Source organism: Psychromarinibacter sediminicola, from assembly GCF_029168335.1.
Classification (GTDB): domain Bacteria; phylum Pseudomonadota; class Alphaproteobacteria; order Rhodobacterales; family Rhodobacteraceae; genus Psychromarinibacter; species Psychromarinibacter sediminicola.
The window spans coordinates 11,205-36,880 of record NZ_JARGYC010000029.1 but is presented as its reverse complement, the minus strand read 5'-3'; the positions used below and the strand labels follow the sequence as shown (position 1 = coordinate 36,880).

Annotated in this window: 33 protein-coding genes; 17 read left to right on the top strand and 16 right to left on the bottom strand. The window is 69.7% G+C overall.

All coding sequences use genetic code 11. From position 1 onward, the window contains the following. Positions 1-37 precede the first annotated feature (37 nt). Positions 38-265 carry a DUF1150 family protein gene (locus P1J78_RS12365; RefSeq protein WP_275567672.1) on the bottom strand — a complete coding sequence of 76 codons (228 nt, stop codon included), beginning with the start codon at positions 263-265 and terminating at the stop codon, positions 38-40. A 14-nt stretch (positions 266-279) separates the two neighbouring features. Beyond that, positions 280-693 carry an Hsp20 family protein gene (locus tag P1J78_RS12360; RefSeq protein ID WP_275567671.1) on the bottom strand — a complete coding sequence of 138 codons (414 nt, stop codon included), beginning with the start codon at positions 691-693 and terminating at the stop codon, positions 280-282. Positions 694-864: 171 nt separating this feature from the next. Here P1J78_RS12360 and P1J78_RS12355 point away from each other — a divergent pair, with 171 nt between their 5' ends. From P1J78_RS12355 to P1J78_RS12345, 3 genes are read left to right on the top strand one after another with little or no spacing between them, the layout of a single operon-like run. Then, positions 865-1,083 carry a YdcH family protein gene (locus P1J78_RS12355; protein WP_275567670.1) on the top strand — a complete coding sequence of 73 codons (219 nt, stop codon included), beginning with the start codon at positions 865-867 and terminating at the stop codon, positions 1,081-1,083. Between the two features lie 52 nt (positions 1,084-1,135). After that, on the top strand, positions 1,136-1,615 hold the full coding sequence (gene purE, locus P1J78_RS12350; RefSeq protein ID WP_275567669.1) for a 5-(carboxyamino)imidazole ribonucleotide mutase: 480 nt from the start codon (positions 1,136-1,138) through the stop codon (positions 1,613-1,615). Continuing rightward, entirely contained in the window at positions 1,608-2,693 is a 1,086-nt protein-coding gene (locus tag P1J78_RS12345) for a 5-(carboxyamino)imidazole ribonucleotide synthase (protein ID WP_275567668.1), read from the top strand. The genes purE and P1J78_RS12345 overlap by 8 nt, the downstream gene beginning before the upstream one ends. A gap of 136 nt (positions 2,694-2,829) precedes the next feature. Here the strand turns inward: P1J78_RS12345 and P1J78_RS12340 are convergent, their stop codons facing one another. Beyond that, positions 2,830-3,555, bottom strand: coding sequence for an alpha/beta hydrolase (locus tag P1J78_RS12340; protein WP_275567667.1), 726 nt, complete (start codon positions 3,553-3,555; stop codon positions 2,830-2,832). Between the two features lie 110 nt (positions 3,556-3,665). On the opposite strand from P1J78_RS12340, the gene P1J78_RS12335 reads away from it, so the two are divergent. Continuing rightward, positions 3,666-4,613 carry a DMT family transporter gene (locus P1J78_RS12335; RefSeq protein WP_374213262.1) on the top strand — a complete coding sequence of 316 codons (948 nt, stop codon included), beginning with the start codon at positions 3,666-3,668 and terminating at the stop codon, positions 4,611-4,613. Between the two features lie 9 nt (positions 4,614-4,622). Here P1J78_RS12335 and P1J78_RS12330 read toward each other — a convergent pair whose 3' ends face one another. Next, on the bottom strand, positions 4,623-5,741 hold the full coding sequence (locus P1J78_RS12330) for a DUF8173 domain-containing protein (protein ID WP_275567666.1): 1,119 nt from the start codon (positions 5,739-5,741) through the stop codon (positions 4,623-4,625). Positions 5,742-5,948: 207 nt separating this feature from the next. Between P1J78_RS12330 and P1J78_RS12325 the strand changes: the two genes are divergently transcribed. Next, a complete protein-coding gene (locus P1J78_RS12325) occupies positions 5,949-6,524 on the top strand; it encodes a hypothetical protein (protein WP_275567665.1) in 576 nt (191 codons plus the stop codon). 73 nt (positions 6,525-6,597) lie between these two features. On the opposite strand, the gene groL is transcribed toward P1J78_RS12325, so the two are convergent. The 5 genes from groL to P1J78_RS12300 form a co-directional block, all read right to left on the bottom strand. Continuing rightward, positions 6,598-8,244 (bottom strand): chaperonin GroEL, encoded by a 1,647-nt coding sequence (gene groL / locus P1J78_RS12320; RefSeq protein WP_275567664.1) that lies wholly within the window; start codon positions 8,242-8,244, stop codon positions 6,598-6,600. Positions 8,245-8,316: 72 nt separating this feature from the next. Further along, positions 8,317-8,604, bottom strand: coding sequence for a co-chaperone GroES (gene groES, locus P1J78_RS12315; RefSeq protein WP_275567663.1), 288 nt, complete (start codon positions 8,602-8,604; stop codon positions 8,317-8,319). A 138-nt stretch (positions 8,605-8,742) separates the two neighbouring features. Continuing rightward, positions 8,743-8,991: a hypothetical protein gene (locus tag P1J78_RS12310; RefSeq protein ID WP_275567662.1), complete on the bottom strand. Its 249-nt coding sequence runs from the start codon at positions 8,989-8,991 to the stop codon at positions 8,743-8,745. After that, the gene (locus tag P1J78_RS12305; RefSeq protein ID WP_275567661.1) at positions 8,988-9,569 is read right to left on the bottom strand and encodes a DUF2953 domain-containing protein; all 582 of its coding nucleotides are present in this window, start codon (positions 9,567-9,569) and stop codon (positions 8,988-8,990) included. Before P1J78_RS12305 ends, P1J78_RS12310 begins: the two co-directional genes overlap by 4 nt. Beyond that, positions 9,566-9,922, bottom strand: coding sequence for a spore germination protein GerW family protein (locus P1J78_RS12300; RefSeq protein ID WP_275567660.1), 357 nt, complete (start codon positions 9,920-9,922; stop codon positions 9,566-9,568). Before P1J78_RS12300 ends, P1J78_RS12305 begins: the two co-directional genes overlap by 4 nt. 150 nt (positions 9,923-10,072) lie before the next feature. Here P1J78_RS12300 and P1J78_RS12295 point away from each other — a divergent pair, with 150 nt between their 5' ends. After that, a complete protein-coding gene (locus P1J78_RS12295) occupies positions 10,073-11,062 on the top strand; it encodes a TraB/GumN family protein (protein ID WP_275567659.1) in 990 nt (329 codons plus the stop codon). A 46-nt stretch (positions 11,063-11,108) separates the two neighbouring features. Here P1J78_RS12295 and P1J78_RS12290 read toward each other — a convergent pair whose 3' ends face one another. Beyond that, positions 11,109-12,437, bottom strand: a complete 1,329-nt coding sequence (locus tag P1J78_RS12290; RefSeq protein WP_275567658.1) for a Hint domain-containing protein — start codon at positions 12,435-12,437, stop codon at positions 11,109-11,111. Positions 12,438-12,588: 151 nt separating this feature from the next. Next, positions 12,589-13,302, bottom strand: coding sequence for a DUF2161 domain-containing phosphodiesterase (locus tag P1J78_RS12285; protein ID WP_275567657.1), 714 nt, complete (start codon positions 13,300-13,302; stop codon positions 12,589-12,591). 146 nt (positions 13,303-13,448) lie between these two features. On the opposite strand from P1J78_RS12285, the gene P1J78_RS12280 reads away from it, so the two are divergent. Both P1J78_RS12280 and P1J78_RS12275 read left to right on the top strand, forming a co-directional pair. After that, a complete protein-coding gene (locus P1J78_RS12280) occupies positions 13,449-14,369 on the top strand; it encodes a manganese-dependent inorganic pyrophosphatase (RefSeq protein WP_275567656.1) in 921 nt (306 codons plus the stop codon). A gap of 57 nt (positions 14,370-14,426) precedes the next feature. Beyond that, positions 14,427-15,158: a gamma-glutamylcyclotransferase gene (locus P1J78_RS12275; RefSeq protein WP_275567655.1), complete on the top strand. Its 732-nt coding sequence runs from the start codon at positions 14,427-14,429 to the stop codon at positions 15,156-15,158. Positions 15,159-15,294: 136 nt separating this feature from the next. Here P1J78_RS12275 and P1J78_RS12270 read toward each other — a convergent pair whose 3' ends face one another. Then, positions 15,295-15,417, bottom strand: coding sequence for a hypothetical protein (locus tag P1J78_RS12270; protein WP_275567654.1), 123 nt, complete (start codon positions 15,415-15,417; stop codon positions 15,295-15,297). 130 nt (positions 15,418-15,547) lie between these two features. Between P1J78_RS12270 and P1J78_RS12265 the strand changes: the two genes are divergently transcribed. From P1J78_RS12265 to P1J78_RS12230, 8 genes are all read left to right on the top strand, one after another. After that, positions 15,548-16,231, top strand: a complete 684-nt coding sequence (locus P1J78_RS12265; RefSeq protein WP_275567653.1) for a helix-turn-helix transcriptional regulator — start codon at positions 15,548-15,550, stop codon at positions 16,229-16,231. A gap of 78 nt (positions 16,232-16,309) precedes the next feature. Then, positions 16,310-17,182 carry a TIGR01459 family HAD-type hydrolase gene (locus P1J78_RS12260; protein WP_275567652.1) on the top strand — a complete coding sequence of 291 codons (873 nt, stop codon included), beginning with the start codon at positions 16,310-16,312 and terminating at the stop codon, positions 17,180-17,182. A 123-nt stretch (positions 17,183-17,305) separates the two neighbouring features. Continuing rightward, positions 17,306-17,749, top strand: coding sequence for a MaoC family dehydratase (locus P1J78_RS12255; protein WP_275567651.1), 444 nt, complete (start codon positions 17,306-17,308; stop codon positions 17,747-17,749). 37 nt (positions 17,750-17,786) lie between these two features. Then, positions 17,787-18,011 (top strand): restriction endonuclease subunit S domain-containing protein, encoded by a 225-nt coding sequence (locus P1J78_RS12250; RefSeq protein WP_275567650.1) that lies wholly within the window; start codon positions 17,787-17,789, stop codon positions 18,009-18,011. After that, a complete protein-coding gene (locus tag P1J78_RS12245; RefSeq protein ID WP_275567649.1) occupies positions 18,004-18,288 on the top strand; it encodes a type II toxin-antitoxin system RelE/ParE family toxin in 285 nt (94 codons plus the stop codon). Before P1J78_RS12250 ends, P1J78_RS12245 begins: the two co-directional genes overlap by 8 nt. 102 nt (positions 18,289-18,390) lie before the next feature. After that, positions 18,391-19,332, top strand: coding sequence for a bifunctional riboflavin kinase/FAD synthetase (locus tag P1J78_RS12240; RefSeq protein WP_275567648.1), 942 nt, complete (start codon positions 18,391-18,393; stop codon positions 19,330-19,332). Next, on the top strand, positions 19,329-19,814 hold the full coding sequence (locus P1J78_RS12235; RefSeq protein WP_275567647.1) for a YcgN family cysteine cluster protein: 486 nt from the start codon (positions 19,329-19,331) through the stop codon (positions 19,812-19,814). The genes P1J78_RS12240 and P1J78_RS12235 overlap by 4 nt, the downstream gene beginning before the upstream one ends. Positions 19,815-19,977: 163 nt before the next feature. Then, positions 19,978-21,030 (top strand): threonine aldolase family protein, encoded by a 1,053-nt coding sequence (locus P1J78_RS12230; protein WP_275567646.1) that lies wholly within the window; start codon positions 19,978-19,980, stop codon positions 21,028-21,030. On the opposite strand, the gene P1J78_RS12225 is transcribed toward P1J78_RS12230, so the two are convergent. From P1J78_RS12225 to P1J78_RS12215, 3 genes are all read right to left on the bottom strand, one after another. Continuing rightward, a complete protein-coding gene (locus P1J78_RS12225; protein WP_275567645.1) occupies positions 21,020-22,024 on the bottom strand; it encodes an alpha/beta fold hydrolase in 1,005 nt (334 codons plus the stop codon). The genes P1J78_RS12230 and P1J78_RS12225 overlap by 11 nt on opposite strands. Positions 22,025-22,061: 37 nt before the next feature. After that, the gene (locus P1J78_RS12220; protein ID WP_275567644.1) at positions 22,062-22,505 is read right to left on the bottom strand and encodes a MarR family winged helix-turn-helix transcriptional regulator; all 444 of its coding nucleotides are present in this window, start codon (positions 22,503-22,505) and stop codon (positions 22,062-22,064) included. 140 nt (positions 22,506-22,645) lie between these two features. Continuing rightward, positions 22,646-23,245 (bottom strand): 2-hydroxychromene-2-carboxylate isomerase, encoded by a 600-nt coding sequence (locus P1J78_RS12215; RefSeq protein ID WP_275567694.1) that lies wholly within the window; start codon positions 23,243-23,245, stop codon positions 22,646-22,648. A 103-nt stretch (positions 23,246-23,348) separates the two neighbouring features. Between P1J78_RS12215 and P1J78_RS12210 the strand changes: the two genes are divergently transcribed. Then, positions 23,349-24,368: a ribose-phosphate pyrophosphokinase gene (locus P1J78_RS12210; RefSeq protein WP_275567643.1), complete on the top strand. Its 1,020-nt coding sequence runs from the start codon at positions 23,349-23,351 to the stop codon at positions 24,366-24,368. Here the strand turns inward: P1J78_RS12210 and P1J78_RS12205 are convergent. Continuing rightward, positions 24,353-25,573 (bottom strand): MFS transporter, encoded by a 1,221-nt coding sequence (locus P1J78_RS12205; protein WP_275567642.1) that lies wholly within the window; start codon positions 25,571-25,573, stop codon positions 24,353-24,355. The two genes, P1J78_RS12210 and P1J78_RS12205, sit on opposite strands and share 16 nt — an antisense overlap. Positions 25,574-25,676 lie beyond the last annotated feature (103 nt).

The following is a 25,676-nucleotide window of genomic DNA, read 5'->3' as shown; positions in this document are numbered from 1 at the left end:
GTCGGCGGGCCCGGTCGTCCGCGCCCGGCTCCACGCTTCAGTGGACATGCACGGGCGCAAGGTCGTTCTGCCGCGCCAGCGCGAACGCCATCTTCTCGTCCCGGACCAGCGCCAGACGCTCGCCCTCGGAGTTGTGGACGGCAAAGATCTGGTCCAGCCCGTCGGCTTGCTCGCGCACTTCCTCGGGCAGGTCGGCCACGTCGACCGGCCGCACGTAGACGATCTTGCTCTCGGTATCGGTTTCGAGCTCGTATTCCGTATTCATGTTGCCACCCCCGGTCAGCTGCGGTTGATCTCGATGGTCTGCACGACCTTCTCGGGCTCGGCCCGGGACAGATCGACATGCAACAGACCGTTCTCAAGCGCGGCGCCGTTCACCTCGACGCCTTCGGCCAGCACGAAACTGCGCTGGAACTGCCGCGCCGCAATGCCACGGTGCAGAAACACCCGGCCATCGTCTTCTTCGCTCTGACGGCCGCGGATCACCAGCTGCCGGTCCTCGACAGTGATCGACAGATCGTCCTCGGCGAACCCTGCCACCGCAAGCGTGATCCGGTAGGAATTGGCGCTGGTCTGCTCGATGTTGAACGGGGGATACCCGTTGTTCTCGGACTTCGCCGTCCGCTCCATCAGCCGTTCCAGCTGCTCGAACCCCAACAGGTAGGGGTGCGAGCCCAAGCTCATTTTCGTCATGGCCTTGCCCTTTCAAAGCGACACAGCACGCGGCCCCGTTTCGGCGACCTCAGGAAAGATATGGGGCGAAATGCGGCCGCAGCAAGGGGCGTGCATCCGGTAGCGCTTTGAGAAACCGCGGACTCGCTGTATTTTCGATGAACCACATCCAACCGACTCGGGGCATCGGTTATGAACGATTCCGCACAGATGGACCTTCAGGAGATCCTCAAGGTCGAACTCGAAGTGCTGCGCCGCGAGCATCGCGACCTCGACGACGCGATCTCGGCCCTGCAGGACACCCAGCGCGCCGACCAGTTTCGGCTGAGCCGGCTGAAACGGCAGAAACTGGCGATCAAGGACCAGATCCGCCAGATCGAGGACCGCCTGTTTCCCGACATCATTGCGTAGCCTCGCGCGCCCGGTATAGTGCCCTCTCCGAACCGCGGGGGACGAGCAGCGCATGCGTATCGAAGTGGGCATCATCATGGGCAGTCAGAGCGACTGGCCCACCATGAAGGCCGCCGCCGAGATCCTGGACGAGTTGGACATCCCCTACGAGGCCCGCATCGTGTCGGCCCACCGCACACCGGACCGGCTGTGGGACTACGGCAGGACCGCCGCCGAGCGCGGGCTGAAGGCGATCGTCGCGGGCGCGGGCGGCGCGGCGCACCTGCCCGGCATGATGGCCTCGAAGACCCGGGTGCCGGTCGTCGGCGTGCCGGTGCAGACCCGGGCGCTGTCGGGGGTCGATTCGCTCTATTCCATCGTGCAGATGCCGCGCGGCTTCCCGGTCGCCACCATGGCCATCGGCGGCGCGGCCAATGCCGGGCTGATGGCCGCGCAGATCCTCGCCACCTCCGACCCGGCCGTCGCGGAACGCCTCGACGCCTGGCGCGCCGCCCTCTCCGCCTCGATCCCGGAGACGCCGGCAGATGACTGACCCGACAGAGGTGCTGACCCCCGGCGCGACGATCGGCATCCTCGGCGGCGGCCAGCTGGGCCGGATGCTCTCGGTCGCCGCCGCGCGGCTGGGGTTTTCGACCCATATCTACGAGCCGGGCGCCGAACCCCCGGCGGGCCAGGTCGCCCACCGCGTCACGACCGCACCCTACGACGACGAAAAGGCGCTGACCGCCTTCGCCCATTCCGTCGACGTGATCACCTACGAGTTCGAGAACATCCCCACCGCCGCCCTCGATCTCCTGGAGGCGCACCGCCCGATCCGACCGGGGCGCCGCGCACTGGCGGTCAGCCAGGACCGGCTGCACGAAAAGACCTTCCTCGCCGAGCTGGGCCTGCAGACTGCGCCCTTCGCCGGCGTCGACACCGCCGCAGACCTTTCCGCGGCGCTGGCCGAAATCGGAACGCCCTCGATCCTGAAGACCCGCCGCTTCGGCTATGACGGCAAGGGCCAGGCCCGGCTCGGCACACCGGACGAGGCCGACCGCGCGCTGGCCGACATGGCCGGCGCCCCGGCGATCCTCGAAGGCTTCGTCGACTTCTCCGCCGAGATCAGCGTCATCGCCACCCGCGGCCTGACCGGCGAGGTCGCCGCCTTCGACCCCGGCGAGAACATGCACGATTCCGGCATCCTGCACACCACGACGATCCCGGCGCGCCTGTCCACCGCGCAGCGCACCGACGCGATCCTGCTCGCCGGCCGCATCCTGAACGCGCTGGACTACGTGGGCACGCTGGGCGTCGAGCTCTTCGTCACGCCCGAGGGGCTGCTGGTCAACGAAATCGCGCCGCGCGTCCACAATTCCGGCCACTGGACGCAGAACGGCTGCACCATCTGCCAGTTCGAACAGCATATCCGCGCCATCGCCGGCTGGCCGCTGGGCGACGGCAGCCGGCATTCGGACATCCAGATGGAAAACCTGATCGGCGACGACATCCTGCGCGTGCCCGACCTGGCGAAGGATCCGGCCATCGCCATCCACCTCTACGGCAAGGCCGAGGCCCGCCCCGGCCGCAAGATGGGCCACATTAACCGCCGCCTGGGGCCGAAAAGCTGACCCCCAGGCTTCTTCTGGCCCGAAATATCCCCGCCGGAGGCTCCCGCCCCCGCCACAGGCACAACCGGATGCCCCGGCGCGTCGCGGCGCCACGGGCAGAAACAGGCTCGCGCGGAAGCGCACATCTTGACCGCCCCTACCGCCCGCTCACCCGGTCCAGCGCCTCGCCGAAGCGCATCTCGGGCCGGAATTCGCCCCGCTCGATGAATTCCATCGCCTCGGCGATCACCAGCGGGTTCATCATCATGAAGGTATGCGTGACGGGCAGCGTCAGGTGGTCGGTCATCCCCACCACGCGCGTCGAGGCGACCGAGACCTTTCCGTCGTCCGGCCCGTCGATCACGCTGGAATAGACCGGGTTCAGCGACCGCGTGCCCGCGATGATCCCCAGCTCGAAATGCGGCAGGCCCAGCTGGTTCGGCACGCTTTCCGCATCGGTGCCCAGCTGCAGCCCCGCCGGCCCGTGGATCCACTCGAACGGTGCCAGATCGCCGAACGCATCGACCAGCTGCGAGCCCTGGTTCGGCGGCGCCAGCATCACAACGCGCCCCATCTCGGCCGGCCGCTTCCGCGACAGCCACATGCGCAGCAGGATGCCCCCCATCGAATGCGTCACGAAATGCACCCGCCGCGCGCCGCAGGCCTGGACCGCCGGCGTCACCGCGCGCTCCACCAGCGCCTCGATCCGCCGTTCGGTCGACGGATAGCCGCGGTTCACCACGCGGTAGCCGTTCGCCTCGAACGCCTCGGCCATGATCGCCATGCTCGCCTCGGTCCGCGCCAGCCCGTGCAGCAGCACGACGCAATCGGCCCGCGACGACACGGGCAGGGACAGCAGCAGAAGAAGGACGAGCAATCGCATGCGGCAGAGATAGGCCCGCCGGGGCGGCGGCACCAGCCACGAATCCGGCATCGCGCGGATCGGCTGGACCCGACCGCCATCCTCGCGTAGCCCTTGTCTGGTGCCCGGCCTTGCCGGTCCCGCCAAGGAGCCCGCCGATTCCACTGCCCGCCACACCCTTTCCGCCGTCTTCCGCCGAGGTCCGCGCCGGCAACCTGCGCGGCCTGGCGCTGATGCTGCTTGCGTTCTTCCTGTTCTCGGCCGTCGACGCGCAGGCGAAATACCTCACCCAGACGCTGCATCCGCTGCAGGTGGTGTGGTTCCGCCAGCTCGGCCTTCTGGTGGCGGTGCTGGGCCTTCTGGCCGCGCAGGGCGTGTCGATCCTACGCACGGCCCATCCCCGGCTGCAGCTGGCGCGCGGGGCGCTGGCGGGGCTGTCGGCGGCGGCCTTCATCTTCGGGGTCAGCTACGTGCCGCTGGCCGACGCCGTTGCCGTGGCCTTCATCGCACCGTTCATGGTGACGGTGCTCGGCGCGTTGATCCTGCGCGAGCCGGTTGGGTTTCACCGCTGGGCCGCGGTGTCGCTGGGCTTTGCCGGGACGCTGATCGTGATCCGGCCGGGCGCCGGGGTCGTGCATCCCGCGATCCTGCTCGTGGTGCTGGCCGCCTCGCTGTTCGCGGCGCGCCAGATCGTGTCGCGCTATCTCGCCGCTTCGGACCGCACGATCACCACGGTGGCCTATACCGCGCTCACCGGCAGCGCGCTGCTGTCGCTGGCGCTGCCCTTCGTCTGGCAATGGCCGGCCACGGGGACCGAGCTTCTGCTGCTCGCCGGCACCGCGATCCTCGCCGGTCTGGGCGAGTTCACCCTGATCAAGGCGCTGGAGGTCGGGCAGGCCGCGGTGATCGCGCCGATGCAGTACACGATGCTGTTGTGGGGCACCTTCTATGGCTGGCTGTTGTTTTCGCAGTTCCCCGACGGCTGGACCTGGGTCGGCGCGGCGCTGATCGTCGCCTCGGGCCTCTACACCCTGCACCGCGAGCGGCTGGCCGCGCGGCGGCACCGCGCGACCGGCTGACACGGCCGCTCAGGCATCGGCGAAGAACCGCGGCCGGAACAGCCGCGCCGTCATCGCCCCGACCCCGGCCAGCGTGAGCGCCAGCACGAACAACCAGCCCAGGAACGGGATCAGCGCCAGCAGCCCGGCCAGCAGCGCCCCGAGCCCGCCGGCCAGCGCGCGTGCGCCCAGGGTTGCGGGCTCCGGCCGGCCCGCGAGCAGCATCAAGCCCACGCCGAAGGCATAGGCCCCCAGCACGTAACCGACGAACCCGGCCACGACGGCCAGGAAAATCGCCGCCGGGCTGACGAATATCCCGACGATCGTCAGCGCAAAGACCACGGCCGACCCGATCAGCGCCGAGAGCAGCAGGAAGCCCAGCCAAAGCGTGCCCAGCGGCCGGTCGAGGATACGCCGCCGCATCGCCGCGAGGCTCTCGGGCAGGACGGCCGCGGCCAGGGCGGCCACCGCCGCGACCACCAGCACCCCGGCGACGAAGCGCCACAGCGCGCCCCAAAGGGTCACCGGCGCCATGTCGCCGACATCGCGCTGCCACGCCTCCTTTTCGCGCCGCTGCACCCGGTCGGCCGGGATCACGCGCTCGGGGATCTCCATGGCGCCCGGTGTCTCCTCGTAGAGCGTCAGCACTCCCGCGATCGACGCCTCGGGACCGAAATCCAGCGTCCGCGCCGTGACGTTCACGTCGCCCGCGACCGTGCCCTCGATCCGCACCGTGTCGCCGGCCAGCAGCGCATAGCCCGCCACCGGCCCGCGCACGGTGACGTCGGAGCCCGTGGCGCGCAGGTCGCCGCCGACCTCGCCGACACGGACGGTATAGCCGGTCAGCGTCGCGTCCCCGGTCACCGCGCCGGCAAGCTCCACGTTCATCCCCGCGGCATAGACGTCGCCGCCGACCGCGCCGGTCATCTCGACCCGCCGGCCCGCCAGATGCGCCGAGCCGGCGATGTCGGCCCGCCCGCGCACCGTCTCGCCCGCCAGGAACAGGTCGTCCGCACCGTCGGTGCCGAACTCCACCGTCGCCCCCGCGCGGAAGGCGTCGCCGCCAAAGTCGAAGACCGCCGCCTCCTCCTGCGCGGCCACCGCGCCGGACAGGCAGATCAGGATCAGGGTCGTGAGAATGCGTTTCATCTTGCGCCTCCATGCGATTCGCCGCGCAGGCTAACTGTCGTGCCCGCCGCGTGCATTGGCCCGTATCAAGCGCGGACCGCGCGTGACGCCACGTCCGGCCCGGCGGAACCGGCGGACACGGGTCATGGAAACCCGACCCCCGCCCCGGTTGATCGGGCGCGCGCCCCGCCCTTAGGCTGTCGGCACCCGAGGCGAAAGGAGACCGCCATGACCCGACCGGGACCGCGCGCGAGCCGCGCCGTGCTGGCCTGCCTGCTGGCGCTGCCCGGCCTGCCGGGACAGGCGCAGGACAGCATGTGCAACCGCGTGCCCGCGCCCGAAGAGATCGCCGGCGCCTTCACGCTGTCGGCCAGCGACACGCTTATGACGATCCAGGGCGCCACGCGGCAGGACGCCACGTCGCGCGGCACGACCGGTGTGGAGCTGCGGCCGGCGCCCGAAGGCACGGCCGGCGCCCTCGTGCTGCAGCCGCTGCCGGATATCGGCGCGGCGCCGCTGCGCGTGGTCGGCCCGGAGGAGGACGGCTGCGTCGGGCTCGACGAAACCGAGGCCGCGGCGCTGACCCCGGACCCGGTCGCCCCGGCGGAGGGCTGCGGGCCGGAGGATCTGCCGCGGCTGGCGGGCAGCTTCGGCTGGAGCAGCCGGGACGGCGCGCCGCTGGCGGCCGATATCTGCCTGGTGATCCGCGACGCCGACACGCTGCACGGCAGCTTCCGCTTCGCGTCCGAGGCGCAGGACTTCTCCGGCGTCGTCGCCTGGCAGCTTCGCCGTCAGGCGGACTGACGGGGGGCGGTGCCAGACAAGAAAAGGGGCCGCCGAAGCGACCCCTTCCCGTCTGTCCTGTGGACAGGGCAGCTTACATCATGCCGCCCATGCCGCCCATGTCGGGCATGCCGCCGCCGGCACCGGCGCCGTCGTCCTTCTTCGGCTTGTCGGCCACCATCGCTTCGGTGGTGATCAGCAGGCCGGCCACGGACGCGGCGTCTTCCAGCGCGGTGCGCACGACCTTCGCCGGGTCGATGACGCCGAACTTGAACATGTCGCCGTACTCTTCGGTCTGGGCGTTGAAGCCGAACTTCAGGTCGTCCGACTCGCGGATCTTGCCCGCGACGACCGAGCCGTCGACACCGGCGTTCTCGGCGATCTGGCGCAGCGGCGATTCCAGCGCCTTGCGCACGATGGCGATGCCGGCGTTCTGGTCGGCGTTCGCACCGGTCAGACCGTCAAGCGCCTTGGCGCCCTGGACCAGCGACACGCCGCCGCCGACCACGATGCCTTCCTGAACCGCGGCCCGGGTCGCGTTCAGCGCGTCGTCCACACGGTCCTTGCGCTCCTTGACTTCGACCTCGGTCATGCCGCCGACGCGGATGACGGCAACGCCGCCGGCCAGCTTCGCGACACGCTCCTGCAGCTTCTCGCGGTCGTAGTCCGAGGTGGTCTCTTCGATCTGCTGACGGATCTGGTTGACGCGGGCCTCGATCTCTTCCTTCTCGCCGTGACCGTCGACGATGGTGGTTTCGTCCTTGGTGATCGACACGGTCTTGGCGGTGCCGAGCATGTCCATGGTGACATTCTCGAGCTTCATGCCCAGGTCTTCCGAGATCACCTGACCGCCGGTCAGGATCGCGATGTCCTGCAGCATGGCCTTGCGGCGATCGCCGAAGCCCGGCGCCTTGACGGCGGCGATCTTCAGGCCGCCCCGCAGCTTGTTCACGACGAGGGTGGCCAGGGCTTCGCCCTCGACGTCCTCGGCGATGATCAGCAGCGGCTTCTGCGACTGGATCACCTGCTCCAGCAGCGGAACCAGCGGCTGCAGCGACGAGAGCTTCTTCTCGTGCAGCAGGATCAGGCAGTCGTCCAGCTCGGCGACCATCTTCTCGGAGTTGGTCACGAAGTAGGGCGACAGGTAGCCGCGGTCGAACTGCATGCCTTCGACGACCTCGGTCTCGGTCTCCAGGCCCTTGTTCTCTTCCACGGTGATGACGCCGTCGTTGCCGACCTTCTGCATCGCGTCCGCGATCATCTGGCCGATATCGGTCTCGCCGTTGGCCGACACGGTGCCGACCTGCGCGACCTCGGCGGAGTCGCTGACTTCGCGGGCGGCGTTGCGGATGTGCTCGACGACCTTCGAGCAGGCCAGGTCGATGCCGCGCTTCAGGTCCATCGGGTTCATGCCCGCCGCGACCGACTTGAAGCCTTCGCGCGCGATGGACTGGGCCAGCACAGTGGCGGTGGTGGTGCCGTCGCCGGCCTCGTCGTTGGTGCGGCTGGCCACTTCCTTGACCATCTGCGCACCCATGTTCTCGAACTTGTCCTCAAGCTCGATTTCCTTGGCGACCGTCACACCGTCTTTGGTGATGCGGGGCGCGCCGAAGGATTTCTCGATGACCACGTTGCGGCCTTTCGGGCCCAGGGTCACCTTGACCGCATCGGCGAGCGTGTTGACGCCCTTGAGCATGCGGTTGCGGGCGTCGGTTTCGAAACGTACGTCCTTGGCAGCCATGTTTGCTTACCTCGTATGAATGTTGCGTCGGGTGCGCGTGTTCCGCGCACCGGTCTCGGGGGAAGGCGGGCCTCAGGCGATGATGCCGAGGATGTCGCTTTCCTTCATGATCAGCAGCTCTTCGCCGTCCAGCGTGATCTCGGTGCCAGACCACTTGCCGAACAGCACCTTGTCGCCGGCCTTGACGTCCATGGCGACGCGGTCGCCATCATCGTCCTTCGCACCGGCACCGACCGCCACGACCTCGCCCTCGGCGGGCTTCTCCTTGGCGCTGTCGGGGATGATCAGGCCGCCCTTGGTCTTGTCCTCGGACTCCACGCGGCGGACCAGCACACGGTCGTGCAACGGGGTGAATGCCATTTCTGAACGCTCCTTGGTTCATTGTCTCCCAGCGTTAGCACTCACCTGGGTCGAGTGCTAACGCGCCGCATTTAGGGAAAGCCCGAACGGCTGTCAATAACCATCGCGTGCAAAATGAGCGGCGGCCTGTCGGGAGCGTTAATGCCCGTCCTCAAACCGGCGCCAGGCCCCGGGGCATAACGCCTCCACGGCGGCAAAGTCCAGCGGGTCTCCGGCCATGTCGACGGCCCGCGTGCCCTGCCCCGCGTCGATCAGGATCGCCAGCGGCGTCTTCTCCGCCGCAGCCGCCAGGCCGGCGCGTCCCGCGCGGCCGCCGACGTGCCGCCGGCAGATCGCCGCGATCCGCACGCCGCCCGCGACGACCGTGCTGTCCAGCGCCACCTTCATCGCCGCGGCCCGAACACGGCCCAGGCGAAGCGGATCGCCGGCGGCACCAGCGCGAGCGGCACCACCGCGACCATCACGTCGCCGCGCCCCTCCAGGCAGGCGCGGTCGAAGACCGGCGTCACCGCCAGCCGTGCGCCCGGCCCCAGCATCCAGCCGCCGCCATAGGCCAGCGGCGCCAGCATCCCGAAGACCTGGCCGGTCTCCGCCGGATCGCCGAGCCCGAAGCAGCCGTCGAGGTCCAGCCGCTCGATCCGCACCTGCCGCAGCAGATCCTGCAGCAGGCGCGGCGCGGCCCGGATCATTCGCCGGCCGCGTCGCTTCCCCGACGTCCCGCGCTTGCGCCGTCGGCCCGGCTTCGGCGCCGCCGGCTGGTCGGGCGGCGCCTCCCCGCCTCCCGACCGAACCGAATCGAACACCGCAAAGCGCGGCACCAGCCCGCCCAGCAGGCCCAGCTCCACCCGCACCCACCGCTCCGGCTGCGTCCGGCCGACGACGCGCAACCGCACCGGCAGCGCCAGCACGGCCACGACACCCAGCACCAGGATCAACAGGAGCCACAGAAGCCCCTGCAGGATCATTCCCCGCTCTTGCCGCCGGCGCACTTGTCGATGGCCCGCGCGGCCGAGGCGCCGATCACCTCGGCCAGGCTGGACACCGCGCCCTTCACGGCCTCGACCCGTGCGCCGTCCTTGTCGATGATGATCGCACCCAGAGGCTTGATCCCGCCGCCGCCCGCGGTGCCGCCGCCGGTGCCGGCCTTCGCACCTTCGCCGCCGGAGCCGCCGCCGGCGCCGAACCCGAAGCCGTAGCTGACGATCGGGATCACCGTCGCGCCATCCTTCTCGATCGGCGCGCCCAGCACGTTCTTCGCGTTGAGCAGCCTGTCGAGCTCTTCCACGGTGCCCTTCAGCAGCCGTTCCACATCTTCCATCGCAGCCTCCTGGATACCCGATGCACCCGGCGCGGACTCTACCCGCGGCGCGACGACGCGACCATGACGCCGATCAAGACGAGGCCACGAATCCCGCTTGCATCGCGTCCGGGGCCGCCTAGGCTCTGCCGCGACACCAGGAGGCTTCCGATGCTGCGCCGTCTCGTTCTGTTCCTGTCGCTCTGCGCCGGCCCGGCCATGGCCGCGTGCGACGGCACCGACCTGGTCGCCGCCCTGCCGGCGGCCGAACGCGCCGCGCTGCGGGCCGAGGCCGCAACCCACCCGCATTCCGAGGGGCTGCTCTGGCGGGCCGAGAAGGACGGCCGCATGATCCACCTCGTCGGCACGATGCACGTGCCCGACCCGCGCCACGCCGCCACGCTCGACCGGATCAGACCGGTCCTCGACGCGGCCGAGCATGTCTTCCTCGAATTCGGCGAGGGCGACGAGGCGCGGCTGCAGCGCATGGTCGCCGAACAGCCGGAGCTTGCCTTCATCACCGAGGGGCCGACCCTGCCCGACCTGCTGGGCAAAGCGGACTGGGACCGCCTGCGCGCGGCGCTGTCCGAGCGTGGCGTGCCGGGGTTTCTCGCCGCCAAGATGAAGCCCTGGATGGCGATGGCCAACCTCGCCGTGACCGCATGCGACCTGCAGGATCTCAAGGCAGGCCGCCGCGGGCTGGACGGCATGGTGATCGAGGACGCCGCCGAGATGGGCAAGGCGGCCGAGGCGCTGGAGCCGCTCGACACCGCGCTGTCGCTCTTCGCCGCGTTCAGCCAGGCGGAACAGCTCGACATGCTGCGCCTCGGCCTCGCGCAGCAGGCGCAGGACAGCGCCGACCAGGCCGTGACCCTGGCCGAGGCCTATTTCCGCGAGGAGATCCAGCTGATCTGGGAATTCTCCATGCGCCAGATGGCGGCGCATCCCGACGCGGCGCCCGAAGACCTGAAGTCGCAGATCGACCGGTTCGAGCAGGTCTTCGTCACCGCCCGCAACGCCGCCTGGATCGACCGCATCCTGTCCGTGGACGGCCCCACACTCGTCGCCGTGGGCGCGATGCACCTGCCCGGCGAATCCGGCCTCCTGCGGCAGCTCGAAGATGCGGGCTACACCGTCACCCGCCTGCCGCTCGCGCAATAATCCCCGGGCGTCGTCCGGCCGGACCGCGCAGCGCCCCGACCCCGCCTCACGCCGCGACGCCGCCCCGCGCCAGCCCGAACGTTGCCCCGGCGGGCGCCCCCACGCCCAGCGCGAGCCCCCGATAGCGCCGCAGATGCTTGCGCAGCAACAGTTTCCGCACCCGCGCCGCCATCCGGCCGACGCCGTGGCCCTCGACTATCCGCCGCAGCACCGGGTCCGCGGCCAGCGCCTCCGGCCCGGTAAACACCGTCTCGGTCCACACGCCGTCCGCCCGGATCAGGTGATGCCGGTCCATCAGCAGATGCCAGTAGGTCACCGCCCGCGCCGGCCGCGCCACCAGTTCCGCGCGGCCCATTTCCTCGGCGATATGCCGCGCCCGGATCAGCACCTCGCCCTTGCCGTTCGGCCGCCCGTCCCAGGCGAGGAAGGCATGCTGCAGCGACACCAGCATGTCCCGCGCCGGCAGGCCGCCGCCGAACGCCCCGGCCGCGATCCGCACCGGGCGCAGCGCCGGGTCGGCCGCCATCGCCGCCGCCGGAATCCGGTTGCGCAGCACCACGCGCACCGGCTGCGGCCCGGCATCGTAGGTCGCCACCAGGTCCCCGGCCCGCAAGGCCTCCACCGGCCGCGGGCCGCCCGGCGTGTCGACGACCGCCCCGCTGGTCAGGCAGACCGGCGTCGCATACGGGTCCTCGGGCAGCGTGTAGTCGTCGTCGTTGACCACCTGCCCCTGCAGCTCCGACAGGCTGACGCCGGTATCCCAGTAATAGGTGAAGTCCAGCGTCAGGCTGGCATCCGGCACCCCATCCAGCGTCAGAACCCAGATCTGCGGGTCGCCGGTCGGCGTGAGCAGCACATCCTCCAGCGGCACCCCGCCGATATGGATCTCGTCGCGGACCGGGCTGAACCCGTCCACCGTGTCGTGGCCGCTCTCCGGCCCGAAGACGATGGTATCGCTTCCCCCGTCGTATTCCCCGGCCAGGATCAGATCGTTGCCCGCCCCGCCGTCCATCAGATCGGAATCGTGGTCGCCGAACAGCGTGTCGTCGCCCGCCCCGCCATAAAGCGAATCGTCCTGGCTGCCACCGTCGAGAGAGTCGTTGCCGTCGCCGCCCGACAGCAGGTCCGAGCCGCTCGACCCCTCCAGCGTGTCGTCGCCGTCGCCGCCGATCAGGTCATCGTCCTGCGAGCCGCCGTCGAGACGGTCGTTGCCGTCCCCGCCGGACAGCGTGTCGTCCGCCGAGTCGCCGTGCAGCGTATCGTCGCCGTCGCCGCCCTCCAGGCGGTCCTCGCCCGAACGGCCGTCGATGATGTCGTCATCGTCGGTTCCGGACAGCGAGTCGTCCCGCCAGGTTCCGTGAATTCGATTGGGCATGGCCCGTGACTGCCTCATCCGCGCCTCTGACCGGGCGCTTTTTCAGGTATCGGCCGCATTCATGCCCGATTTTCGGAAAACCGCAACGCACGCGACGCTCCGGCCGCGCGGATCGGCGCACACCCGTGGCGAAAAAAGCGTAGTCCGGCGCTCAGCGCTCCGGCATCGGCGCGGCCGGGCAGGCTGCGCCCTCGGCGTCGTCAGCACCATAGCGGGCCAGCCCGTCGGCCCCTGTCGGCGTCAGCCGGTAGATCCCCGGCGACACCCGCTCGAACCAGCCATAGTGATCGTCGGCCATGATCCGCGTCGCCCGCGCCACCCCGGTCTCGCGCGCCACCACGGCGCCCTTGCTCGGCCCCGCCGCCGCCAGGAACGCCGCCACCCGCAGCGCGTCCTGCCGATAGGCCGTCACCAGCCCGCTGCGCATGGCCCCGCCCCGCGCCGGATCGCCCGCGCGCCGCGCGAACTCGCGCAGCAGCCGCCCCTTGCGCGCGGCGGACTTGCGCGGCCGGTACGGCCCCGGGTCGCAGTGAACCTCCACCAGCCCGTCCGAGAGCCGCACCGTCAGCACGCCCAGCCCCAGCCGCCGGCACAGCCGCACGTTCTCCGCCAGCGCCCGCTGCGCGACGCGGCCCGCCCTGCGCGGCACGCAGACATAGACGGCATCGGTCACCGACAGCCGCGCCACGCCCTGCTGCAACAGCGCCAGCGAGAACCCGGTCTTCAGCTCCACGATCACCGGCGGGTCGCCCGCGCGGCAGGCCACCACATCGGCCTCGGCGACCTCGCCCTTCACCTCGTAGCCCTGGCCTTCCAGGAACCCCTTCACCGGCGGGTACAGATCGGTCTCGCGCATCGGTCCCATCCGCCCATCTGGCGCCGCCGCGGCCGTAAAGGCAAGAGCGCAGGCAACGGCCGGCCCGCCCCGATTGCGCCCAAACGCCCCATGACATTGCCCGACCGCGGCCCTATAAGGCGCGCGAAAATCCTCCCGACGAACGGACAGTGCACATGACCATCAAAGTCTTCGGCCACAAATCGCCCGACACCGACTCCACCGGATCGCCCCTCATCTGGGCCTGGTACATGCGCGAGCATCGCGGCCAGGACGCGCAGGCCAAGCTTCTGGGCGAGCCCAACTCCGAGGCGAAGTTCGTGCTCGACCGCTGGGGCGTCGACCAGCCCGAGATCATCGACGGCGTCGCCGCCGGCGAGCCCGTCGTGATCGTCGACACCAACAACCCCGACGAGCTGCCCGCGAACGTCAACGACGCCGACATCGTCCAGATCATCGACCATCACAAGCTGACCGGCGGGCTGCAGACCTCGGGCCCGATCGACATCACCATCAAGCCCTTGGCCTGCACCGCGACCATCATGCACAACCTGATGGGCGACCACGAGAAGATGATGACCGACGAGATCAAGGGCCTGATGCTGTCCTGCATCCTGTCGGACACGCTGGAATTCCGCTCGCCCACCACGACGGAACAGGACAAGGCGCTCGCCGGCAAGCTGGCCGCCGAGCTGGACCTCGACCTCTCCGCCTATGCCGCCGAGATGTTCGCCGCCAAGTCCGATGTCTCCGCCTTCTCGGATGCCGAGCTGATCCGCATGGATTCCAAGATCAACGAGGTCGGCGGCAAGAAATTCCGCGTCTCGGTGCTGGAAACCACGGCCCCCGAGATGCCGCTGAAGCGCAAGGACAGCCTGATGCAAACCATGCCGCAGGTCGCACAGGAGGACGGCGTCGACGAGGTGCTGCTGTTCATCGTCGACATCCTGAAGGAAGAGGCGACGCTGCTGGTCCCCAACGACACCGTGAAGACCGTGGCGGAAAAGAGCTTTGGCGCCAGCGTCACCGGCGACACCGTCGTCCTGCCCGGCATCATGAGCCGCAAGAAACAGATCATCCCGGCGCTGACGCTGTAATGGCCTGGTGATGGCCTGCGGGCGGGGGGGGGGGCCGTACCCGCAGGCCAAACCGCGATGACAGACGACCCGTTCCGCCACCACCCCGGCCTGCGCGGCCTGATCGAGGATCCGGACACCTCCTTCTTCCGCAATTTCACCACGGAAGAGATGGACGCCCGCGTGGCGGAACACGGCGTCGGCCCGGGCTGGCGCCACAGCGACGCGGAGCGCGAGGCCTTCCGCCAGACCGCCCTCGCGGGCCGCCGGGGCCGCGATCTCTGGGTCTTCGCCTACGGCTCGCTGATGTGGAACCCGGCCATCCGGTTCGAAGAGGCGCGCCGCGCCATCCTGCCGGGCCAGTCCCGCCGCTTCATCCTGCTCGACACGCTGGGCGGCCGCGGCACCGCCGACCGTCCCGGCGTCATGGCCGCGCTCGACCGCGACCCGCACGGCCCCGGCTGCCACGGCCTTGCCTTTCGCATCGCCGCCGACCGGCTGGAGACGGAAACGGAAATCCTCTGGCGCCGCGAGCGCATCGCGCCCGCCTACCACGAAAGCTTCCTGACGGCCGAGACCGACCAGGGCCCGATCGAGGTGCTGGCCTTCACCGCCGACCGCGGGGCCGACATGATCGTCCCCGACCTGCCCTTCGACAAGCAGGTCGAATACGCCGCCACCGGCACCGGCTTTCTCGGCTCCAGCCTCGACTACCTGGAAAACCTCGCCGCCCATTTCGCCGAGCTGAAGATCGACGACCCCGACCTCGCCCGCCTCCTGCACGCCGCCCGGACCTACGCGCGCCGCTGACCCCTTCTTCTGGCCGAAAATACTCCCGCCGGAGGCGACCGGACCCCGCAACCCGCGCCCACGCCGGAGCGGCGCGTCGCGGCGCCGATATCGCGAAACGACTCGCGCGGAAGCGCTCCGTTCGGATGCGCCCCGCTCAGAACAGCGGCCAGGCCCAGGACGGCCACCACACCCGCCGGACCTGCCGCGGCCCCGTCGCCCGGTCGTCCCAGCGTCCCAGCCGGAACGCCATCATCGTCGCGTGATCGTAATAGGCCATGGCCGCGCCCTCCTTGCGTTTCGCCGAAGAAGACCGCATGCCTCCTGACAGACAGCTGTCAGCAGGGTCCGCTATGCTGTCAGCAGACCGGACCCCCCGTCCATGCAAAGCCGTCCATGCCCCTCACCCCATGCAACGCCTCAACCGCCTGTTCGAAGTGATCCAGATCCTGCGCGCCAGCCCCCGCCCGCTGCGCGCCGAGGATCTGTCGGACCAATTGGAGGTCTCACCCCGCACGATCTACCGCGACATCGCCGCGCTGCAGGCGATGGGCACCCCGATCGAGGGCGAGGCCGGGATCGGCTATGTGATGCGGCGCGGCTACGACCTGCCGCCGCTGAACTTCGACGCCGAGGAACTGGAGGCGCTGCGCGTCGGCCTGTCGATGCTGGCGCGCTCGGGCGATACAGGGCTGCAGCGCGCCGCGCGGCGGGTCTGCGACAAGGTCGCCGCGCTGAACGCCCCGGCCGAGTGGCTGCAGGTCGCGCCCTGGGGCGTGCCGCCCGACGACCCGGCCAACGGCTGCACCGAACTCACCGTCTTCCGCCAGGCCGTGCGCGAGGAGCGCAAGCTGTCGATCCTCTACCGCGACGGCGACGGCGTCGAGACCTGCCGAATCATCCGGCCGGTCGCGCTCGTCTATCACATCGAATGCGTCATGGTCGCCGCCTGGTGCGAGCTGCGCTCGGGCTTCCGCCATTTCCGGACCGACCGCATCTGGGCCTGCAAGCCGCTGGAGGACCGCTTCGCCGGCCAGGGCGACGCGCTGCGCGCCCTCTGGCGCGAGAGCGAAGGCGTCGGCTACGTCTCCTGATCCGCGCCGCCGCCCGGTCTTTCCGCCCGCGCGGCTTCGTGCGATAGGCGGGGCCGACCAGTCGCGACAGGGGCCCCAATGACCCGCATCATCCACGCGCTCTCCGAGATCTCCCGGTCCTACGACGCCGTCTTCTGCGACGTCTGGGGCTGTCTGCACAACGGCCGCGAACCGTTCCCCGAGGCCGTCGCCGGGCTGCGCGCCTTCCGCGAGGCCGGCGGCCGGGTGGTGCTCGTCACCAACGCGCCCCGCGCCCGCGCCGAGGTGGCGAAACAGCTCGACCGCATCGGCACCCCGCGCGACTGCTGGGACGTGATCGCCACCTCGGGCGACGCCGGCCGCGCCGCCCTGTTCCAAGGCGCCGTGGGCGAGAAGGTGCATTTCATCGGCTACGAATCCGACCTGAGCGTGTTCGAGCCGATCCACATCGTCGAGAACCCGGTCGACGTGCAGCGCGTGCCGCTGCGACAGGCCCAGGGCATCGTCTGCGCCGGTCCAGAAGACCCCTATGCCGATCCGTCCGTCTACCGCGACGATTTCGCCTTCGCCCGCGACCGGGGGATGAAGCTTCTCTGCCTGAACCCCGACGTGATCGTGGATGTCGGCACGAAACGGCAATGGTGCGCCGGCGCGCTGGCGCAGCTCTACACCGAGATGGGCGGCGAGAGCCTCTATTTCGGCAAGCCGCACCCGCCGATCTACGACCTCGCCCGCCAGCGACTCGCCCATCTCGGCGCCGCCGTCCCCGACTCCCGCATCCTCTGCATCGGCGACGGCATTCACACCGACGTGGCCGGCGCCCTGGGCGAGAACCTCGATGTCCTGTTCGTCGCCGGCGGCCTCGCCGCGGAAGAGACCCTGCACGGCGAGCACCCGCATCCCGACCGTCTAAGCGCCTACCTGGACAAGGAAAATCTCACGCCGACCTACAGCATCGGCTACCTGCGCTGAAAACCGGCGCAGCAACAAAATTACAATTTCCGCGACCCTCCGTGACATAAATTACTTTTCCGATTGAGATCGGTCCGCTTCGGCGCTATATGCTGCACTGCAACGAAAGCGCGGAGACCGGACATGCTGGACAACATGGAACGCGGCACGATCTGCATCGAGGATATCGAGATCGGCATGCGCCGCTACCTGCGCAAAGAGGTCACCGACCACGACATCGCGCTGTTCGCCGAGGTCTCGACCGACCGCAACCCGGTCCATCTGGACGATGCCTACGCCCGGGACACCATCTTCGAGGGCCGCATCGCCCACGGCATGCTGACCGCCGCCCTGATCTCGGCGGTGATCGGCGAACAGCTCCCGGGTCACGGCACCGTCTATCTCGGCCAGACGCTGAAGTTCATGTCGCCGGTGCGCCCCGGCGACATGGTCTATGCCGAGGTCCAGGTGCGCGAGATCGACCATTCCCGCCGCCGTGTCACGCTTGATTGTCACTGCGCCGTGGGCGATACGGTCGTCCTGAAAGGCGAAGCGCTGGTCCTGGCGCCCAGCCGCAAGTTCGACTGACCTTGCCTGCATTCGCGCCGCCGCCTATCTTCACGCTATGCGCACGCGCCTTTCCATCCTGATCGATGAAGCGCAGTCCGTCCTGCCGCCCCGTGCCCAGGACGAACTGGCCGATCTGGTCGAGGCCTTCACGGCCCGGCACAGCGCCGAGCCGGACCTGTCTGTCGAGCAGGCGACGGAACTGCGCCGCCGGATGCAGGACTCCTTCGCAGCCGCGCCGCAGGCCGAGGTCGACGCCTTCTTCAAGAGGGTTCTTGGCTGACCTCCGCCTGTCCGTCCGTGCGCTGGACGACCTCCGCAGCATCGACGCCTACCTGGCGGAACGAAATCCGGAAGCGGCGCGACGTGTGATCGGGTCGATCCGTCACACGCTCGATCTGCTGTCGGATTTTCCTCATCTCGGACCGAAAAGCCGCCATGGCAACCTGCGCTACTGCCTCGAACCCAGATACCAATACCTTATCTACTACCGAACCGACGGCGCCGTCATCGACGTGTTATACATCCTCCACCCGCGCCGAAGCCGCCCACCCGCTTGATTGTCCGGCCACACTGGGCGATAGCTCGCGTCGCGGCGGCCGAACGACGGGCGGCGGCCGCTGCGATCAGTGCGACCGGGCCGCGCCCGCCTTCGGGGGACCATGAAGACCTTCACCCACTGGACAGTGCCGGGCGCCGCCGACAAGGGCGCCGCCGCCGCCATCGGCAATTTCGACGGCGTCCATCTGGGCCACCAGGCCGTCATCGACATCGCCCGCGCCGCGGCCGTCCGCACGGACGCCCCCCTCGGCATCGTCACCTTCGAGCCGCACCCGCGCGAATACTTCGCCCCCACGGCCCCGCCCTTCCGCCTGATGAGCGCCGAGACCAAGTCCCACCGGTTGGAGAAGCTCGGCATCGACCATCTCTACCAGCTGCCCTTCGACGCCACGCTCGCCGGCCTGACGCCGGAGGCCTTCGCCCGCGACGTGATCGCCGGCGGGCTCGGCTTGTCCCATGTCGTCGTCGGCCGGGACTTCTGCTTCGGCAAGGGCCGCAAGGGCACCGTGCAGGACCTGCAACGCTGCGGCGCCGCGCACGGCTTCGACGTCACCGTCGCCGACATCGTGGCCACCGACGGCAAGGAGGTCTCCTCGACCAACATCCGCACCGCGCTGGCCGAGGGCCGCCCCCGCGACGCCGCCGCCATGCTGGGCCACTGGCACCGCGTCGACGGCGAGGTGATCCACGGCGACAAGCGCGGAAAGGAGCTGGGCTATCCCACCGCCAACATGTCCATCGCCGGCCTGCACCCGCCGAAATTCGGGGTCTACGCCGTCAAGGCCGATATCCTCACGGGGCCGCATCAGGGCACGCATGACGGCGCCGCCAGCATCGGCGTCCGGCCGATGTTCGGAACGAACGTGCCCAACCTCGAAACCTTCCTGTTCGATTTCGACGGCGATCTCTACGGCGAACACCTGTCCATCGCGCTCGTCGACTTCCTGCGCCCCGAGGTCAGGTTCGACGGCCTCGACGCGCTCACCGAGCAGATGGCCCGGGATTGCCGGGAGGCCCGCGCGATCCTAGCTGACATCCCATGACCGACTCGTCCGACCGCGACCCGATCGACCGCGCGGGCCTGCGCGACCGCTACTGGGAGCGCGTGCCGTTGAAGAACATGACCGCCCGCGAATGGGAGGCGCTCTGCGACGGCTGCGGCAAGTGCTGCCTGAACAAGCTGGAAGACCCCGACACCAACGAGGTCGCCCTCACCCGCGTCGCCTGCCGGCTGCTGGACGACTCGACCTGCCGCTGCGCGCAATACGAGATTCGCAAGCATTTCGTCCCCGACTGCGTGGTGCTGACGCCGAAGAACATCGCCGAGCACGCCTACTGGATGCCGGCGACCTGCGCCTACCGCCTGCTCTACGAGGGCAAGGCGCTTTACGACTGGCACCCGCTGATCTCCGGCACGCCCGAGACGGTCCACGCCGCCGGCGTCTCGGTGCGCGGCTGGACCGTGCCGGAATTCGAGGTGCCCGAGGAAGAGTGGGAAGACCACATCGTCGACGAACCCGTCTGACCCCCACCGACCGATCCGCGCCGGCGCGCCGGAAATGCCCCCCGCGCCTTTCGGAGAGCGGGGCGGGCGGGCGGGCGCTCTCCGAAAGGCGCGGCCCGGCATTTGCCATCCCGCGCGCGATATGCTCTGACGCTGGCACGGCCACGAACAGGACGGACGCCCGATGTACTTCGCCTCCGACAACACCTCGCCCGCGCACCCCAAGGTCCTCGACGCCCTCGCGAAGGCCAACGAGGGCTACATGCCCTCCTACGGCGCCGACCCGATCATGGACGAGGTGCGCGACCGCATCCGCGACCGGTTCGAGGCGCCCGAGGCCGCGGTCTACCTCGTCGCCACCGGGTCCACCGCGAACGCCCTGTCGCTGGCCACCTTCACCGATCCGTGGACCGCGATCTTCTGCCACCGCATCTCGCATGTGGAAGAGGACGAATGCGGCGCGCCCGAATTCTACACCGGCGGCGCCAAGCTGACCCTGGTCGACGGCGCCCATGGCCGGATGGATCCGGACGCGCTGCGCCACGCCATCCGCTTCACCGGGCGCGGCGGCGTCCACAACGTCCAGCGCGGCATGGTCACGCTGACCAACGTGACCGAGGCCGGCACGGTCTATACCGTCGCCCAGGTCGAGGAGATCGCGCGCACCGCCCGGGAATTCGGCCTGCCGGTCCACATGGACGGCGCCCGCTTCGCCAATGCCATCGTCGCCACCAACGCCACGCCGGCCGAGATGACCTGGCGGGCCGGGGTCGACGTGCTGTCCTTCGGCGGCACCAAGAACGGCCTGATGGGGGTCGAGGCGGTGGTGATCTTCGACCCGGACAAGGCGTGGGAGTTCGAGCTTCGGCGCAAGCGCGGCGGCCACCTGTTCTCCAAGCATCGCTACCTGTCGGCGCAGATGCTGGCCTATCTCGAAGACGACCTCTGGCTGCAGATGGCGCGCGACGCCAACCATGCCGGCCAGCTTCTGTCGGACGAGCTGATGTATCTGGACGGCGCCGCGCTCGTGCATCCGGCCGATGCCAACATGGCGTTCCCATCGCTGCCCCGCGCCCTGCACCGCAAGGCCAAGGCGGCCGGCGCACAATACAACATCTGGCCCGGCGACCAGTCGCTCGACGGTCCCGACGACGAACCCGTCTCCGCCCGCCTCGTCTGTTCCTGGTGCACGACCGAGGACGACGTCGACGCCGTCCTCTCCACCTTCAAGGGCTGACGGGCAGGGCCGAGAGCCACCGGGCGGACCGCGCATGGACCTCCGCGCTCTCCAGTAGCGAGTCGTGCCCCAGCGCGGGGACGACCTCGACCTGGCCCGTCCCCGCCGCCGTCAACACCTCGGCATAGCCGCCCGGCACGACCGCCGTATCCTCCGCCCCGACCAATACTAGAAGCGGGGCCTCCATCGCGCGCAGCGCGTCGACCGCGGTCGTCGGCGGCAGCGGCAGCCCGGAAGCCATCGCCGTGAAGCTGTAGGCGGGGTCGTCCGGCGGCAGGTCCAGAAAGGCCACGGGCAGGCGGTTGAACGCGCGGATTCCTGCCATGTTCAAGAGCACCAGCCCGGTCATCCGCGCCCGGTCGATCCGAAGCGCGCCGGCCTCCTGCGCGTCGCGCGGCGGCGCGGTCGGCCCCGGCCCGAACACCGGCGCGAACAGGAGATAGCCGTCGACAGGCGGCCGGTCCCGCTTCAGCGCGAAACGAAGCGCAATGCCGCCGCCCATGGAATGCCCGGCCAGCACCATGCGGGCCTCCGGCCGCTCGTCCCGCAGCGCGCCGACGATCTCCGCGAGGTCGTCTTCGTACTGCCCGATCCGGTCGAGGTCATAGCGCCGCCCGCTCGACTCGCCGTGCCCCCGCAGGTCGATCAGCACCACGCGCGCGCCTGCTGCACCGGCCAGCTTCCCGGCGGCGCCGATCCACCTGTCGCCGGCCACGCCGATCCCGTGCACCAGCACGATCACGGTTTCGGCCGCCGCATCGCCGAAGACCCGCGCCGCGATGCGCCCGCCGTCGGACATCGCGAAATCCCGCCGGCGATAGCTCGCGGTCTCGTCCGCCGCCCGCGCCGCCTCGCTTGTCTGCCCTGCCATCTCGTTGGTCCGCTGTCCGGCCATTGCGCGCCGCCGCGGCCACAGGACCATGCCGAGCACGACGAGCACCCCGGCCGTTGCCAGAGCGACAAGGATGACGACGATCAGCAGGGGCAGGGGCATGGTTCCTCGCTCGATTTGAGGGGATAGGAACGGCGCGTCAGGTCCGGTCGCCGTCCGAGAGCGCGCCGGTCAGCCGCTCGGCCACCCGCAGCGCGGTTTCCAGCTCTTCCTCAGTGAAATCGTCGGCCAGGTCGCCGGCCCGCGTCCTCTCGGCCGCCAGCACCTCCGAGATCAGCGCCGCCCCCGCCTCCGTCAGCGCGATGAGCGGCGACGCGCGGTGCCGGGGATTGTCCCGTTTCTCGGCCAGCCCCGCCTCGATCACGTCGTTGACCATGAGCTGTACATATTGCCGCTTCACTTCCAGCGCCCGCGCGATATCGGGCACCGACAGCGCGCCGCGGGCGTCGAGGATTTCCAGCACCGCGCGCATCCGCACGGTCAGCCCGGTCCCCTCCAGTCCCCGCCGCACCATGTCCTCCACCCGCTGCATCAGCGGACGGGTCAGCCAGAGAAACCCGTGAAGCTGCTTTGCCTTGCTCATGACAATGTAGATGTCATAATGACAAATATATTGTCAATACTGCGGACACCACCCGACTGCAGCCCGCAAAGACCGCACGCGACCGCGTGCAGCCTGTCATGACCGTCGGAATCCAGGATCCCCGACCGGGGCCCGAAGCCCTACAGCTCCCCCGACAGGTGCAGGTCCAGGTCGTCGATCCTGTCCTGCCCCCAGAACCGCTCGTCCGTCTCGGTGATGTAGAACGGAGAGCCGAAGACCCCTCGGGTCACGGCCTCCTCCAGGTTCTGCGCATAGGCCTCCGCCCCGGCCAGCAGCCCGCTATCGGCCAGCCCAGGGTCGAACCCCGCCGCCTCCAGGCAGGCGCGGATCACGCCGTCCTCCGCGATGTCCGTCTCCTCGGCCCAGCAGGCCCGGAGCAGCCCGTGCGTCAGCGCCCCCAGATCGCCGCCGCCCGCCGCCTGCGCCGCGATGATCGCATAGGAGGACGGCGCCCCGTTGGTCGGCCAGTGCGCCGGCTTCAGGTTGATCGGCAGCCCGGCCTTCTTCGCCTGCCGCTGCATCTCCTGCAGTCGGTAGACCTGCCGCCCCTCGAACCGCTGGTCCGGCGGCGTGCCCCCGGTTCGCGGGAAGGCCGCGCGCAGGTCGAACGGCTTGTAGGTCACCGCCGCGCCGTGTTTCGCCGCCACCGCCTCCAGCCGCGTCCCGGCCAGATAGGCGAAGGGCGAGGTCGTCGAAAAGAAGTAGTCGATCTGGGGCATCCGGTCCCTCCGCCTGTCCATCGTGTTTGCAAGACCCTATCAGGGTGGTAATCCCTCGTCACGAATCCGTCACTCCGCCGCATCAGCCAGAGATCCGCCTGCCATGCCCGCTCTTCACGAACCCAAACTCATGTCCGGCAACGCCAACAAGTCCCTCGCCGCCGCCGTCTCGCGACGGATGTCGATGCACCGGGGGGTCAATGTCGGACTCGTCGACGCCAGGGTCGAGCGCTTCAACGACGGCGAGATCTTCGTCGAGGTGTTCGAGAACGTCCGCGGCGAGGACATGTTCATCCTGCAGTCGACCTCGAACCCCGCCAACGACAACCTGATGGAACTGCTGATCATGGCCGACGCGCTGCGCCGGTCCTCGGCGCGGCGCATCACCGCGGTGATCCCCTATTTCGGCTATGCCCGCCAGGACCGCCGCACCAAGGCGCGCACGCCGATCTCGGCCAAGCTGGTGGCCAACATGATCGTCGGCGCCGGGATCGAGCGGGTGCTGACCATGGATCTGCACGCCGCGCAGATCCAGGGTTTCTTCGACATCCCCGTCGACAACCTCTATGCCTCGCCGATCTTCGCGCTGGACATCGAGCACCAGTTCCAGGGCAAGCTGCAGGACGTGGTCGTCGTCTCGCCCGACGTGGGCGGCGTGGCCCGCGCGCGCGAGCTGGCCAAGCGGATCGGCTGCGCGCTGGCCATCGTCGACAAGCGCCGCGAGAAGCCCGGCGAAGTGGCCGAGATGACGGTGATCGGCAATGTCGAGGGCAAGACCTGCATCATCGTCGACGACATCTGCGACACCGCCGGCACGCTCTGCAAGGCCGCCGACCTGCTGATCCGCGAAGGCGCGACCGAGGTGCATTCCTATATCACCCACGGCGTCCTGTCCGGCCCCGCGGTCGAGCGGGTGACCAATTCCTCGATGAAGTCGCTGGTGATCACCGACACGATCGAGGCGACCGAATCCGTCCGCAACGCCCAGAACATCCGCATCGTGCCCACCGCGCCGATCTTCGCGCAGGCGATCCTGAACATCTGGAACGGCACCTCGGTCTCGTCGCTCTTCGAGACCGAGACGCTGCATCCGATCTACGAAGGCACCTACGCCACGCTCTGAGGCGCCGCGCGCGCCAGCCGCCACGCCAGCGGCAGGATCGCGGCCACCAGCACCGCCGACAAGAGGAACGGCGCGCCGGGCATCCGCACCGCCGCGTCCGGCGCCACGAAGACGGAGAAGACCGGCGTGAAGACCAGCGGCCCCGCCACCGCGGCCAGCGAGCTGAGCGAGGCGATGACCCCCTGCACCATGCCCTGCCGGTCCTCGTCGGCGGCGTTCGCGGCCAGCGCGGTCAGCGTCGGCGGCACCAGGTCCGACAGCGAGGCCAGCGGCAGGAACAGCACCACGGCCCAGACCGCCGTGGTAAAGCCGAAGCCCACCAGCGACACCACCGCCACCGCCAGGCCCCATAGCACCAGCCGCCGCTCGCGCAGCCGTTCCACAGCCACCGGCATCGCCACCGCCTGCACCAGCGCCACCAGCACTCCGTAGGCCGACAGCGACAGGCCGATCACCAGCGCCGACCAGCCGAAGGTCTCGCGCCCCCAGAAGGCCCAGAGCGTCGGGTAGACCATGTTCGCGAACTCGAACAGCCCGATGCAGACCAGCGGGATCGCCATACCCGGCATCGCCCAGGCGCGCAGAAAGCTGGCGAAGGGGTTCAGGTCGCGCGCGCCGAACGGCCGCCGATGCTCGGGCTTCAGCGACTCGGGCAGCACGAACAGGCCGAAGGCCACGTTCACCGCCGCCATCGCCGCGGCCAGCCAGAACGGCGCCGTCACGTGCCACGCCGCGACGATCCCGCCCAGCGCCGGCCCCAGCACGAAGCCGATGCCGAACGCCGCCCCGATCATCCCGAACCGCGCCGCGCGCTGCTCCCGCGGCGTGATGTCCGAGATATAGGCCGTCGCGGTGATGTAGGTGGCGCCCGCCAGCCCCGCCAGCGTCCGGCCCAGGAGCAACAGCCAGAACGTCCCCGCCAGCGCCATCAGCACGTAATCCAGCGCCAGGAACACCAGCGCCGCCAGCAACACCGGCTTGCGGCCCCAGGCGTCCGAGATCGAGCCGACGATGGGGCCGAAGACGAACTGCGCCCCGGCATAGGCCGCCATCAGCACGCCGGCCCAGACCGAGCCCTCGGCGCTGTCATGCGCGCCGACGCGCTCCATCAGGTCGGGCATGATCGGAAACACGATGCCGATCCCGATGGCGTCGATCATCAGGGTCGCGAGGATGAACAGATAGGGTCCGGTCGGGCGCGCCATGGCGTCTTCTTCCCCGCCACGACGCGCTTGGCAAGCCGTTTGCGGTGCGTTGGTCCGGACGGCCCGCCGAACGGCGCGTCCCGCGCGGCACCCATTCGCCGTA